Below are 12,813 nucleotides of genomic sequence, written 5' to 3'. Positions count from 1 at the left end.
GCGTTTCCTCCCGTGGTCTGTGACGGGAATGTACCGAGTACTGTCCACTCAATGGGGCGGAGTTATAAACACGCAACCGTGATCGGAGCCAGCCTGGGGGGGTTGTGCGCCGCTCGGGTCCTCTCCGATGTGTGCGAGCGCGTGACCGTCTACGAGCGCGACGAACTGCCGGACCGCCCGGCGAACCGGAACGCCGTCCCGCAGGGCAGGCATGTTCATCTGCTGATGGCGCGCGGGGCCCAGGAATTCGAGAGCCTTTTCCCCGGCCTGCTCGACGACATGGTGGCCGACGGTGTTCCGATTCTGGAGAACCGGCCAGACTGCATCCACTTCGGCGCAGCCGGCCATGTGCTCGGTACGGCGCATCGGTTGCAGGACGAGTTCACCGCCTACGTCCCCAGCCGTCCACAGCTGGAGTGGCAGATCCGCCGCCGCGTGATCGCGATCGAGAACGTCGAGATCATTTGCGAAGGGGTCACCGAGCCGACCTATGACACCGCGCTGGGGCGCGTCACCGGAGTGCTGCTCGATTCGGGTGACGCCGTGCCGGCCGATCTCGTCGTCGACGCGACCGGCCGCGGCACCCGGCTCCCCGCATGGCTCGACAAGTGGGGCTACCCGCGGCCGCGCGAGGACACCGTCGACGTCGGGATCGCCTACACCAGCCATCAGTTCCACATCCCGGAGGGCCTGCTCGCGGAGAAGGTCGTGGTGGCCGGCGCCTCGCGCGCTCAACCGGTCGGCATCGGCATGCTGTTCTACGAGGACGGCAACTGGAACGTCACGACGTTCGGCATCGCGAAGGTCGAGCCGCCGCAGACCGTCGCGCAGATCCTCGACCTGGCCGACGACATCTTGCCCGCGCATGTGTCGGCCGCACTGCGGCGAGGTACACCGCTCGGCGAGATGGCGTTCCACAAGTACCCGACCAGCCGGTGGCGCCGTTATGACGATCTGGAGCGCTTTCCCGCAGGCATCATCCCGTTCGGCGACGCCGTGGTGAGCTTCAATCCGACGTTCGGACAGGGCATGACCATGACGGCCATCCAGGCCGCGAACCTGCGTGCGGTGATCGAATCCGGCGAGCCTGACCTCGCCCCCCGCCTCGCGAAGGCGACGGCGAAGACGACGTGGCCGGTCTGGTTGATGACCGCCATCGGCGACCTGGCGCTGCACAATGCGACCGGCGAGTCCAAGTGGTGGTACAAGCCGGTGGGCGGATTGTTCGATCAGTTCCTCGGCGCCGCCGAGACGGATCCCGTACTGGCCGAATGGTTTCTGCGTAGATTCAGCCTTCTCGACAGTCTTTATATGGTTCCGTCGCCACGCCTGGTCGGTCGCACCATCCGGCACAACATGAAACTGTGGCTGGCAGAGAAGCGCTCGGCGTAGCCTAGATCCCGACCGTCGCCCTGAAGAGTTTCGTCGGAACATCGGCGGCAAGACGGATCGGTCCCTCGTCGGCGGCGACCCACGCGGCTGAGCCGCGGTTCAACGTGACATTGCCCCCCTTGGCATGCACCACCGTAGAGCCTTCGGTGCACAACAGGATCTGAGGCCCGTCATGACGGCACGGCGCGTCGATCTCGTGACCGAGGTGCTCGCCGTCGATGTGCAGCTCCGAGACCGCGAATTCCGGTGCAGGAGTGTCGTACACCGACTCGAGGCCGTCCTTGGTGATCTTGGGGCGGATCAGATCCTCGCTCGCCGGGGTGAAGTCGAGCACGCGCAGCAGCTCGGGCACGTCCACGTGCTTGGGAGTGAGCCCGCCACGCAATACGTTGTCGGAGTTGGCCATTACCTCCACACCCACGCCGTGCAAATAGTTGTGCAGATTTCCCGCCGGCAGATAGATCGCCTCGCCCGGGGCCAGGGTGATCCGGTTCAGCAGCAGGCTGGCCAGCACACCTGCGTCACCCGGGTAGCGCTCGCCCAGTTCGAGTACGGTCCTGGCCTCAGCAGCGAATGTCTTACTGCCCGAACGCACATAATGGATCGCGCCTTCGATCACCGCGGGCACCAGCACGTCGAGATGAGGCTGCGGCGCAGTGATCCACGTGGTGAACAAGGCCCGCAAGCCGTCTGCGTCGGGCTGGCCGGCCAGCAGGTCGATAAATGGGTCGAGGTCTGTCACCGCGAGCGCGCGCATCAGATCGACGCTGCCCTCGGCCGGGCGGAATCCGGCGAGCGCCTCGAATTCTCCAAGAGCGACCAGGATTTCAGGTTTGTGGCTGGCGTCGCGATAGTTGCGGTTCGGCGCGTTCACCGGGATACCGAGGCGGTCTTCGCGCGCGAAGCCCTCCGCCGCCTGAAGTGCACTTGGATGCGCTTGGAGCGAAAGAGGCTCGTCGGCGGCGAGCACCTTGAGCAGGAACGGCAGCGTGTCGCCGAATCTGCCGCGCACACCCGCTCCGAGCTGTCCTTCCGGATCCTCGCGCACCGTGTCGAGCAGTGACCGGTCACCGCTCTCGGTTTCCAGCAACGCCGGGTCGCCCGGATGGGCGCCGAACCACAATTCGGCCTCGGGATGCGCTGTGGGACTGGTTCGTCCGGTGAAATCGGCGATCGCAGTGCGTGATCCCCACGCGTAGGTCCGCACTGCTCCTCGTAGCAGGTTCACTTGCTCAACCCCGGACCAGCTTCAGGTAAACGGCCGTCATTTCCATCCGGACAGCCAGCAGCGCCAGTTGCTCTTCCAGACGCCCCGGTCCGGCCGAGGCGGCAGGCTGGGGTATGCGCTCGATGTCGGAGACGTCGAACGCCTCCGGCACGTCCTCGGCGATGATCACATCGACGCCGCCGAGACCCGCGACCCTCGCCGTGACCACTGCCCGCTCGGCGTCGGTCGCGAGCACGAAGGTTCGAACTCGCGGCGGAAGCGGACCGTCGATCTGCTCGTCGTGGAAGATCGACTGTTCGCGATCGGCGCCGGATCCGGCACTCATTCCGTTGCGCAACGCCACCGCCGCGTCGGCCAGCCCCACCGCGGCGACGGCCCGATGGGCGACCCGCAACATGACGCTCGCGACATGTCGGGCCAACACCAGCGTCGCCGCATTGTCACCCGCGATGACGACGTCACAGCCCGACATCCGCTCGGCCAACGACTTTGCGGGATTGGTGAACACGTCGCGTCCAGCGCTGTTGCGCAAGGCTTCCGCATCCAACTCGTCAGCCAGTGCCGCCAGATCCACCCGCAGTCCCGGGTCGACCGTGGTCAGTGTCGCCAGGCCGGCGGCCAGATAGCGGGAAAAGCCGAACTCGTCCGGCACCCACACCCGCGGAGCCAGCACGACGGATCGTCCCGCAGTGGCGTCGCGCAGCGGTCCTTCATAGGGCGCGACCACAACGACGCGAGCGCCACGGCGAACTCCGGTGGCGGCGGCCGAAACCAGCGCAGGATCGGCCGGATCGTCACCCGCCACAATCAGGACGTCCAGTGCTCCTATCCAGGGCGGCACTTCGGGGGCGACGACAATCGGCGCGGCCACCGACGCGCCGAGTGCGGCAGCGAGCAACAACCCTGCGGCTTCGGCGTTCCCGCGACCCGCAACCCAGATCACCGTCCGGGGTGGCTCATTGCTCCGCAGTTGGTCCAGTTCCCCCTCGTCGAGCGCCGCCGCGGTGGCGCGCACCTGGGCACCGGCCATCGCCACGGCGCGCAGCGAACCGTCGCGATCGGCGGCAAGCAGCCCGTCCAGGTCGTCGAGGTCGACGAGCGAGTGGGTGGCGTTCACTCTGACACCTCGGATGCCACCTCGGTGCGCGCGGCGATCCTCGTCGCGATCTGCGCGACGATGTCGTCGACTTCCTCGGTGGTCCGCGCTTCGACGTTGAGTCGCAGTAACGGCTCCGTGTTGGACATACGCAGGTTGAACCAGGATCCGTCGCCAAGATCGACTGTCACGCCGTCGAGGTGGTCGATCGAGTGCACGCGCGCAACGAAGGACGAAAGCACGTCGTCGACGCACGCCTCGGCGTCGGTGACCGTGTAGTTGAGCTCGCCGGATGCTTCATAGCGCTGGTAGTCGGCCATCAGGTCGGACAACGGCCGGTTCTGCTCACTGAGTGCCGCCAACACATGCAAGGCCGCCAGCATGCCAGAGTCGGCGCCCCAGAAGTCACGGAAGTAATAGTGCGCCGAATGCTCTCCGCCGAAGATCGCACCGGTGTCGGCCATCAAGCCCTTGATGTAGGAGTGTCCGACGCGCGAGCGCACCGGAGTACCGCCACGTTCGGCGACGAGTTCCGGGACGGCTCGAGAGGTGATCAAGTTGTAGATCACCGTCGCCCCGATCTCACGCTCGAGTTCCCGCGCGGCGACCAATGCGGTCACCGCCGACGGTGAGATCGGCTGGCCCAACTCGTCGACCACGAAGCACCGGTCGGCGTCGCCGTCGAACGCCAGCCCGATATCGGCACCGGTCTCCAACACGAACTTCTGCAGGTCGACGAGGTTCGCCGGTTCCAGCGGATTGGCTTCGTGGTTGGGGAAGTTGCCGTCGAGTTCGAAGAACAGGGGTGCCAGCGTGATCGTCGGAATCGGTCCCAGCACAGCGGGAGTGGTGTGGCCGGCCATACCGTTGCCGGCGTCGACGGCGACCTTCAGCGGCCGCAACTCGGCCAAACTCACCAACGACCTCAGGAAGTCGCCGTAGTCGGCCAGGACATCGCGGTCGGACATCGAGCCGCGGGGCCCGTCGTGAGCTCCCACCCCGGCGATGACTTCCTCGCTGATCGCGGTGAGACCGGTGTCCTTGCCGACGGGCTTGGCGCCTGCCCGACACAGCTTGATGCCGTTGTAGGCCGCCGGGTTGTGGCTTGCGGTGAACATGGCACCTGGACAGTCCAGCAGGCCCGAGGCGAAATACAGCTGATCGGTGGAAGCCAGGCCGATGCGCACCACATCGAGGCCCTGCGCGGCGACACCTTCGGCGAACGCCTCCGCGAGCGACGGTGAGCTGTCGCGCATGTCGTAGCCGATGACCACTTGGGTGGCGTTCTCGTCGCGCATGAGCCGGGCGAACGCACTGCCGATCTCGCGGACAAACTGCTCGTCGAGTTCTTCGCCGACCAGGCCGCGAACGTCATACGCCTTGATGACGCGGCGGACAGCCGCGGCGGGCCGGGACATAAAACTCCTTGAGACGTGGACGCTGGCGCCAGCCTAACCGGCGAACGGAAGAGGCAGGTCCGGTAGTGCGCGCCGAGCGTCGACGCTTACTCGGGAGGGTCTGGCAACACCCGCAGGTGGCCCCGCCGTCGCCCGTTGGAGTCGGCCCGTCGGGCCGGCGGCGCCATGAGCGCCCCGCCGGGCATCCCGGTGACCGGATCGGAAAACCCCGCGGCCACTCCGCTGATCGGGGCAGAGACATCGCGCCCTTCACGCACCGCGTCGGCCAGCGCCACCAGGTCATCCTCGTCGGGGTGGCTCGGCAGTGGACCCGCGTGGCGAACCAGCTCCCAGCCGCGCGGGGCAGTGATTCGGCCGGCGTGCAGCACGCACAGATCCCACGAGTGCGGCTCGGACACCGTGGCCAGCGGGCCGACGACTGCCGTCGAGTCGGAGTAGACGAAGGTCAGCGTCGCAACTGCATAGTGGGGGCACCCGGGCCGGCAGCAGCGACGGGGAACGTTCACAGCGAGAATCTATCGTGCGCAAACGGCGCACGCCGCCGGACACGCGCGCATCTGAGTGTCGATCTCCAACCGTTACGATTTGTGTCGTTGCGGACGATTTGCGTATTTGGACGAAGGAGCACGCGATAACCGGCATCGGGCGCCGACATTTGCGATCACGCCGCGGCCGCGAGATGCGCGGGCCGCTCATTCCGGCGACGGTGCCCGGCTGGCGCAGCCGCGCCGAACTGTTCGACATGGCCGTGCTGGAGGCTTATGAGCCGATCGAACGCCGATGGCAGGAACGCCTGTCGGCACTCGACATCGCCGTCGACGAAATCCCCCGGATCGCACCCAAGGATCCCGAAAGCGTCCAGTGGCCCGCCGAGGTCATCGCCGACGGGCCTGTCGCGCTGGCCCGGCTGATCCCGGCCGGTGTCGATGTTCGCGGTAACGCGACGCGGGCGCGAATTATGTTGTTCCGCAAGCCGATCGAGCGACGGGCCAAAGACACCGTCGAGCTCTCAGAGCTACTGCATGAAATCCTGGTGGCGCAGGTGGCCACCTATCTGGGAGTCGAACCCTCCGTTATCGACCCCACGATCGAGGATGTGTGAACGGGCCCCTTAGATCACTCCGCGCTTGAGGCGGCGGCGCTCACGCTCGGAGAGGCCGCCCCAGATGCCGAAGCGTTCATCCTTGGCCAGCGCGTAGTCGAGGCACGCGTCGCGCACCTCGCAGCCCTGGCAGATGCGCTTGGCCTCGCGGGTCGAGCCACCCTTCTCCGGGAAGAATGCCTCGGGGTCGGTTTGCGCACACAATGCCTTCTCTTGCCAGAGGTCGTCCTCCGGCGTGAGCATTGCCGGCAATGCCGGGATTACCGGCGCCACATCAATCGGGGCAGGCACCAGACTTAACTGGGGACGCCGCGGCGTCTCGAACGGTGCCGGTCCGGTATTGGTGTGCGGCGCGCTGTCAACTGAGCCGAGTACCCGGTCGTCGAACCGGACCACATGATCGAAATCGCTGAACTCAAAAGACATTTTCCGCCTCCTCACCTGATGTCTTAGATCCGTGAATAGAGCCCCATTGTGTTCTGTGCGGCCATCTCGATTCGAACATATGATCGAATCTCGGTCTGCGACACCGAAACCGGCCGGCCAACCGCGAAATGACACTGGTGTGATTACACACGCGCTAGCTGCCGTGGTCAAGCGTTGGAACAGAAATTCATACCATTCCGTGACCCGAATTCGGCGCGTCGAAATATCGGCGTGTCTGTCACACCCTCGGCCACCTGCCCTCGCTCGGCCCCGACGGCCTAATGTCGGTCACTGTGAAGGTCACGGTTCTGGTCGGCGGTGTGGGCGGCGCCCGCTTCCTGCTCGGCGTGCAGCACCTGTTGGGGCTGGGGCAGTTCGGGGATTCTGCGGACCCCTCACCACACGAGTTGACCGCGGTCGTGAACGTCGGTGACGACGCGTGGATGTTCGGCGTACGGATCTGTCCTGACCTCGACACCTGCATGTACACGTTGGGCGGCGGCATCGACCCAGAGCGTGGCTGGGGCCATCGCGACGAAACCTGGCACGCCAAGGAAGAACTCGCCGCCTACGGTGTGCAGCCCGACTGGTTCGGCCTCGGCGACCGCGACCTCGCCACCCACCTTGTGCGCAGTCAAATGTTGCGTGCCGGATATCCGCTGTCACAGGTAACCGAGGCGTTATGTGGCCGATGGTCGCCCGGTGCGCGATTGTTACCCGCCAGTGACGATCGCAGCGAAACTCATGTTGTCATCACCGATCCCGAGGACGGCGAGAAGCGGGCGATCCACTTCCAGGAGTGGTGGGTGCGCTACCGCGCGCAGGTACCCACCCACAGCTTCGCGTTCGTCGGCGCCGATACGGCGACTGCCGGTCCCGGTGTTGTCGAGTCCATCGAAACCGCCGACGTCGTCTTGGTGGCTCCGTCCAATCCGGTGGTGAGTGTCGGATCGATCTTGAATATCGCAGGCATCCGCGGTGCGCTGCGCACGACGACGGCACAGGTCATCGGCTACTCCCCCATCATCGCCGGTAAGCCGTTGCGCGGCATGGCTGACGAATGCCTTTCGGTCATCGGTGTGGCCAGTACCTCCGAAGGCGTCGGCACGCACTACGGGGCCCGCAGCGGCACCGGCATCCTCGACGGCTGGCTCGTACACGAGGGAGACCACGCCGAGATCGACGGCATCGAGGTGCGCGCGGTGCCGCTGTTGATGAAGAATCCCGCGACGACGGCCGAAATGGTGCGCGCCGGGTTGGACCTGGCCGGGCTGAAGTTGGATCCACGCCAATGACGGAACACGGATCTGCCGCAGCCATCGAAATGATCCCTGTGCCAGGGCTTCCCGAGTTCCGCCCGGGCGACGATCTCACCGCCGCCATCGCGTCTGCGGCGCCCTGGCTACGCGATGACGACATCCTGGTGGTCACCAGCAAGGTGATATCCAAGTGTGAGGGCCGCATCGTAGCTGCACCCGTCGACGCCGACGAGCGAGACGCCCTGCGGCGCAAGCTGATCGATGCGGAGGCAGTGCGGGTACTGGCACGTAAGGGCAAGACCCTGATCACCGAGAATGCGATTGGTCTGGTTCAGGCGGCAGCCGGCGTGGACGGCTCCAACGTCGACTCAGCAGAACTCGCACTGCTGCCCACCGACCCCGATGCCAGTGCTGCGGCCCTACGGGAGGGACTGCGCGAACGCCTCGGGGTCACCGTGGGAGTGGTAGTGACCGACACCATGGGCCGGGCATGGCGGAACGGACAAACCGACGTCGCGATCGGCGCGGCGGGGCTCACGGTGCTGCACGGGTACGAAGGATCGGTAGACCGGCACGGCAACGAGTTGATCGTCACCGAGATCGCCGTCGCCGACGAGATCGCCGCCGCAGCCGACCTGGTCAAGGGCAAGCTGACCGATATCCCGGTGGCGGTGGTGCGTGGACTGTCCCTGCGAGACAACGGCTCCAACGCCGGCCAGTTGGTGCGTGCCGGTGAGGACGATCTGTTCTGGCTGGGCACCGAGGAGGCGATGGCACTCGGCCGCCGCCAGGCTCAGCTGTTGCGACGATCGGTACGCACCTTCAGCAGTCAGCACGTTGCGCCCGATAAGATCGAGGCCGCCGTCGCCGAAGCACTCACCGCTCCCGCGCCACATCACACCCACCCCGTCCGCTTCGTATGGGTACAGGACCCGGCCGTGCGGTTGGCCCTGCTCGACCGGATGAAGGCGAAGTGGCGCGCCGACCTAGCAAGCGACGGGCGAACACCGGAGTCGATCGAACACCGCGTCAGTCGTGGCACCATCCTCTACGACGCACCCGAACTCGTCATCCCGTTCATGGTGCCCGACGGCGCGCACAGCTACCCAGACGCCGAGCGCACCGCCGCTGAGCGCACGATGTTCACCGTCGCCGTCGGCGCCGCGGTACAGGCCCTTCTGGTGGCGCTGGCGGTGCGCGACGTGGGCAGCTGCTGGATCGGGTCGACGATCTTCGCCGCCGATCTGGTGCGTGACGAGCTCGGCCTGCCCACCGACTGGGAGCCGTTGGGCGCCATCGCGATCGGCTATCCCGAAGAGGGTTCCGGACCTTCGGGACCGCGCGATCCGATGCCGACGGACGACCTCCTGGTGCGGCGATGAGTCTGCACTCGTCGGCGGTCGAGGTGTTGACCGAATGGCAGGCACCCAACCCCGATCAAGACACGTTGCGCCACGCAGTACTGGCGTTCCTGGCGGCGCGCCCGGACGGATGCCTACGCGCGTGCGTGCCGGGGCACGTGACCGGTTCGGCGTTGGTCATCGACCACAGCGGATCTCACGCGCTGCTGACGCTGCACCCGCGGTTCGGCCGGTGGCTGCAACTCGGCGGGCACTGCGAAGAATCCGACGCCGACATCGTCGCCGCCGCGCTGCGGGAGGCCACTGAGGAATCGGGCATCGACGGCCTGGAGATCGATCCGACGCTGGCCGCGCTGCATGTACACCCCGTCACGTGTTCGCTCGGAGTGCCGACCCGCCACCTCGATATGCAGTTCGTCGTGCACGCCCCTGCCGGTGCTGAATTCGCCCGCAGCGACGAGTCGTTGGACCTTCGATGGTGGCCGCTGGATGCGCTGCCCGACGATTGCGACCATGGGCTCATCCAGCTGGCGGCCGCCGCTCGCAACCGGTGAATTGGGTGCGCAAACAGTCGCTCACGGACTGTCAGCGCACCGAAATCACTCTTAGACGTCGGTCGAGTAACGGATTCCGCCGTCGGGGATCGTGACGCCCGGCCACACGCGTGCACCTCGCAACAACTCACAGCGTGCGCCGATGTCCGCGCCGTCACCGATCACGCCGTCACGGATCAGCGCGCGCGGCCCGATGCGGGCCCCGAAACCGATGATCGACCGTTCGATCACCGCACCCGCGCCCACCTTGGCTCCGTCGAAGATCACGGCGCCGTCCAGGCGTGCGCCGCCGGCGATCTCGGCACCTCGCCCGACCACCGTGCCGCCGATCAGCAGCGCACCGGGCGCGACGCTGGCACCGTCGTGCACCAGATCCTCACCGCGGTGTCCGTGCAGCGCCGGTGACGGCGCGATGCCGCGGACCAGGTCGGCAGAGCCGCGCACGAAATCCTCGGGGGTGCCCATGTCCCGCCAATAGGTCGAGTCCACATAGCCGCACACCCGAAACCCATCGGCAAGCAGCGCCGGGAACACGTCGCGCTCGACGGAGAGCGGGCGCCCCTTCGGAATGCCCTCGATCACCTCGCGCTTGAAGACGTAGGACCCGGCGTTGATCTGATCGGTCGGCGGGTCCTGCGTCTTCTCCAGGAATGCGGTGACCACACCATCGGAATTCGTCGGCACGCAGCCGAACGCCCGTGGATCGCCGACGCGGACGAGGTGCAGAGTCACGTCGGCGTTGTTGGCCTCGTGGCTGTTCAGCAATGCACGCAGATCGGCGCCGGACAGTATGTCACCGTTGAAAACCAGCGCGGTGGAGTGCCGCAGCTTCGACGCCACGTTGGCGATGCCGCCACCGGTGCCAAGGGGCTCGGTCTCGACGACATAGTCGATCTGCAGCCCCATCTTCGATCCGTCGCCGAATTCCGACTCGAACACCGCTGCCTTGTACGACGTGCCGAGCACGACATGCTCGATGCCGGCATCGGCGATCCTCGACAACAGATGGGTCAGGAACGGCAGACCGGCGGTCGGCAGCATCGGTTTGGGGGCCGACAACGTCAACGGGCGCAATCGGGTACCCAGACCGCCGACCAATATGACGGCATCCACTTCGGCCGGATTCATCAGCCCGTCCCCCTTCGCCTACTTACGCCGAGAATTGCGCACGACCAGGCCTGCCCGCGCACTGAGAGCGGCCTTGATTGTCCACCGCAGGGGCGCCTGCGACCAGTGCGGATAGCGATCCGCCAGGAAAGTGTAGGTACTGGTGTGGTGGGCGGCCAAGTTGCGGGCGGGATCGCGTCCCGTCGCGTGGCCCTTGTCATGCAAAATCTCCGCCGACGGCACATAGACGTTCTGCCAGCCCGCGCGGCCCAGGCGATCTCCTAGGTCAACATCCTCCATGTACATGAAATAGCGCTCGTCGAACCCGGCGATCTCGTCGAACGCCGCCCGTCGCAGCAACAGACACGAGCCGGACAGCCATCCGACGGGCCGTTCGCTGGGCGCCAGCCTGACCTGCCGGTAGGCGGCGGTCCACGGATTGGAGCGCCACAGCGGCCCGACGACCGCGTGCATGCCGCCCCGGATCAGGCTGGGTAGATGGCGCGCCGACGGGTACACCGTGCCGTCAGGGTCGCGGATCATCGGCCCCAGCGCACCCGCCCGCGGCCAGCGCGCCGCCGCGTCCAAGAGGATGTCGATGCTGTTCGGTCCCCACTGGACATCGGGATTGGCGACGATGAAAAAATCCGAGCTTGACTGGGCCGCACTGTCTTTCAAGAACTCATCGACGGCGCGGTTCACCGCGCTGCCGTAGCCGAGGTTTGCGCCGGTGCGCAGCAGGCGCACGTTGGAATAGTGCTCCAGCGCCTCTTCGGGCGCGCCGTCGGTGGATCCGTTGTCCGACATGATGACCGTCACCGCGCGATCGGTGGCATGCGACAACGACGCCAGGAACCGGTTCAGATGTGGCCCTGGTGAGTACGTCACGGTCACCACGGTTAATTCGTCGCTCACGCGCCGTCCACTAATTCATCACTCAAAGTCGTTACTCACGGCGTAGAGATTAACCGGCCTGCTTGGCGAGCGCGGCGGCCAGCGCGTCGCGCCACGGCCGCAGTGGTGTCAGCCCCGCTTCGGCCGACAACCCAGAAGACAGCGCCGAGTACGGCGGCCGCGGCGCAGGCCTGGGATGGCGGTCGCTGCCGACGGGTCGGACCCGGGCAGGATCGGCGCCCACCGCCTCGAAAATCGCCTGCGCTTGCTCGTAGCGACTGGCCTCCCCTCCGTTGGCGGCATGCAGCAACGGTTCTCGGATGTTGCCGTCGGCCACCTCGAGCAGCGCGCCAACCAGGTCAGCGGCATACGTCGGTGAACCAATCTGATCGGCCACCACGTCCACCGTCTGATCGCCTCCGGCGAGCCGGCGCATTATGGCCACGAAGTCGCCTCCGTCTCCACCCTCGTAGACCCACGCCGTTCGGACGATATGGGCGTCGGGCATCGCGGCGAGCACCGCGAACTCACCTGCCAGTTTGGTGCGACCGTAGACGCCCTGCGGCCCGGTCTCGTCGTCGATCTCGTACGGGCGCCCCTTGGCGCCGTCGAAGACGTAATCGGTGGAGATGTGAATGAATTCAGCTCCTGCGCGTGCACAGGCTTGCGCGATATTGGCGGGTCCGACCGCGTTGACGGCGTGGGCGCGCGCCTCCTCGGACTCTGCCGCGTCGACCTTGGTGTATGCCGCGCAGTTGATCACCACATCACCGGGTTCGATGAATCGCTCGGCTGCGGGGGCGTCGGTGATATCCCACTCCGATGACGTCAGCGCCAGCACATCGTGGCCCCGACTGCGTGCCTGAGCTGCCAATTCACGTCCAACCATGCCACCGGCACCGGCGATAACGATTCGGCCATTTTCTGCAAAACCCATAGGTACGAGTCTGGCACGCCGACCCGCGCTCCCCACTCT

At 66.4% G+C, this 12,813-nt stretch carries 13 protein-coding genes; 5 read left to right on the top strand and 8 right to left on the bottom strand.

Annotated elements, in window-relative coordinates; genetic code table 11:
- The first annotated feature begins 51 nt into the window (after positions 1–51).
- Complete coding sequence (locus CSQ99_RS09800) at positions 52–1,392, top strand: FAD-dependent oxidoreductase (RefSeq protein WP_099038871.1); 1,341 nt, start codon at positions 52–54, stop codon at positions 1,390–1,392.
- A gap of 1 nt (position 1,393) precedes the next feature.
- Here the strand turns inward: CSQ99_RS09800 and manA are convergent, their stop codons facing one another.
- From manA to CSQ99_RS09780, 4 genes are all read right to left on the bottom strand, one after another.
- On the bottom strand, positions 1,394–2,620 hold the full coding sequence (gene manA, locus CSQ99_RS09795; RefSeq protein WP_099038870.1) for a mannose-6-phosphate isomerase, class I: 1,227 nt from the start codon (positions 2,618–2,620) through the stop codon (positions 1,394–1,396).
- Between the two features lie 4 nt (positions 2,621–2,624).
- Complete coding sequence (locus CSQ99_RS09790; RefSeq protein ID WP_099038869.1) at positions 2,625–3,737, bottom strand: TobH protein; 1,113 nt, start codon at positions 3,735–3,737, stop codon at positions 2,625–2,627.
- On the bottom strand, positions 3,734–5,134 hold the full coding sequence (locus CSQ99_RS09785; protein WP_099038868.1) for a phosphomannomutase/phosphoglucomutase: 1,401 nt from the start codon (positions 5,132–5,134) through the stop codon (positions 3,734–3,736). The genes CSQ99_RS09790 and CSQ99_RS09785 overlap by 4 nt, the downstream gene beginning before the upstream one ends.
- A gap of 86 nt (positions 5,135–5,220) precedes the next feature.
- On the bottom strand, positions 5,221–5,640 hold the full coding sequence (locus CSQ99_RS09780; protein WP_099038867.1) for a DUF3499 domain-containing protein: 420 nt from the start codon (positions 5,638–5,640) through the stop codon (positions 5,221–5,223).
- Between the two features lie 173 nt (positions 5,641–5,813).
- On the opposite strand from CSQ99_RS09780, the gene CSQ99_RS09775 reads away from it, so the two are divergent.
- Positions 5,814–6,236, top strand: a complete 423-nt coding sequence (locus CSQ99_RS09775; RefSeq protein ID WP_006247595.1) for a metallopeptidase family protein — start codon at positions 5,814–5,816, stop codon at positions 6,234–6,236.
- A gap of 9 nt (positions 6,237–6,245) precedes the next feature.
- On the opposite strand, the gene CSQ99_RS31850 is transcribed toward CSQ99_RS09775, so the two are convergent.
- Positions 6,246–6,662 (bottom strand): WhiB family transcriptional regulator, encoded by a 417-nt coding sequence (locus tag CSQ99_RS31850; RefSeq protein ID WP_006247596.1) that lies wholly within the window; start codon positions 6,660–6,662, stop codon positions 6,246–6,248.
- A gap of 293 nt (positions 6,663–6,955) precedes the next feature.
- Between CSQ99_RS31850 and cofD the strand changes: the two genes are divergently transcribed.
- The 3 genes from cofD to CSQ99_RS09755 are packed head-to-tail and all read left to right on the top strand — an operon-like array spanning position 6,956 to position 9,836.
- On the top strand, positions 6,956–7,957 hold the full coding sequence (cofD, locus tag CSQ99_RS09765; protein ID WP_099038866.1) for a 2-phospho-L-lactate transferase: 1,002 nt from the start codon (positions 6,956–6,958) through the stop codon (positions 7,955–7,957).
- Complete coding sequence (locus CSQ99_RS09760) at positions 7,954–9,303, top strand: coenzyme F420-0:L-glutamate ligase (RefSeq protein WP_099038865.1); 1,350 nt, start codon at positions 7,954–7,956, stop codon at positions 9,301–9,303. Before cofD ends, CSQ99_RS09760 begins: the two co-directional genes overlap by 4 nt.
- Positions 9,300–9,836 carry an NUDIX hydrolase gene (locus CSQ99_RS09755; RefSeq protein ID WP_099038864.1) on the top strand — a complete coding sequence of 179 codons (537 nt, stop codon included), beginning with the start codon at positions 9,300–9,302 and terminating at the stop codon, positions 9,834–9,836. Before CSQ99_RS09760 ends, CSQ99_RS09755 begins: the two co-directional genes overlap by 4 nt.
- 51 nt (positions 9,837–9,887) lie before the next feature.
- Here the strand turns inward: CSQ99_RS09755 and manB are convergent, their stop codons facing one another.
- From manB to rfbD, 3 genes are read right to left on the bottom strand one after another with little or no spacing between them, the layout of a single operon-like run.
- On the bottom strand, positions 9,888–10,964 hold the full coding sequence (manB, locus tag CSQ99_RS09750) for a mannose-1-phosphate guanylyltransferase (RefSeq protein WP_176560951.1): 1,077 nt from the start codon (positions 10,962–10,964) through the stop codon (positions 9,888–9,890).
- Between the two features lie 18 nt (positions 10,965–10,982).
- Positions 10,983–11,858: a glycosyltransferase family 2 protein gene (locus tag CSQ99_RS09745; protein ID WP_099038862.1), complete on the bottom strand. Its 876-nt coding sequence runs from the start codon at positions 11,856–11,858 to the stop codon at positions 10,983–10,985.
- Positions 11,859–11,907: 49 nt separating this feature from the next.
- Complete coding sequence (rfbD, locus tag CSQ99_RS09740) at positions 11,908–12,774, bottom strand: dTDP-4-dehydrorhamnose reductase (RefSeq protein ID WP_099038861.1); 867 nt, start codon at positions 12,772–12,774, stop codon at positions 11,908–11,910.
- Positions 12,775–12,813: the final 39 nt, after the last annotated feature.

The sequence above is a fragment of the Mycobacterium neglectum genome (assembly GCF_002591975.1).
Taxonomy (GTDB): domain Bacteria; phylum Actinomycetota; class Actinomycetes; order Mycobacteriales; family Mycobacteriaceae; genus Mycobacterium; species Mycobacterium neglectum.
The sequence above is the reverse complement of the archived record's forward strand: the minus strand, read 5'-3'. Positions and strand labels throughout refer to the sequence as shown.

Bases quoted from the DNA above. Each gene is read 5' to 3' on its own strand.
- CSQ99_RS09800 (WP_099038871.1), top strand. From the start codon at position 52: ATGGGGCGGAGTTATAAACACGCAACCGTGATCGGAGCCAGCCTGGGG.
- CSQ99_RS09785 (WP_099038868.1), bottom strand. From the start codon at position 5,134: ATGTCCCGGCCCGCCGCGGCTGTCCGCCGCGTCATCAAGGCGTATGAC.
- CSQ99_RS09775 (WP_006247595.1), top strand. From the start codon at position 5,814: ATGCGCGGGCCGCTCATTCCGGCGACGGTGCCCGGCTGGCGCAGCCGC.
- CSQ99_RS31850 (WP_006247596.1), bottom strand. From the start codon at position 6,662: ATGTCTTTTGAGTTCAGCGATTTCGATCATGTGGTCCGGTTCGACGAC.
- CSQ99_RS09760 (WP_099038865.1), top strand. From the start codon at position 7,954: ATGACGGAACACGGATCTGCCGCAGCCATCGAAATGATCCCTGTGCCA.
- CSQ99_RS09755 (WP_099038864.1), top strand. From the start codon at position 9,300: ATGAGTCTGCACTCGTCGGCGGTCGAGGTGTTGACCGAATGGCAGGCA.
- manB (WP_176560951.1), bottom strand. From the start codon at position 10,964: ATGAATCCGGCCGAAGTGGATGCCGTCATATTGGTCGGCGGTCTGGGT.
- rfbD (WP_099038861.1), bottom strand. From the start codon at position 12,774: ATGGGTTTTGCAGAAAATGGCCGAATCGTTATCGCCGGTGCCGGTGGC.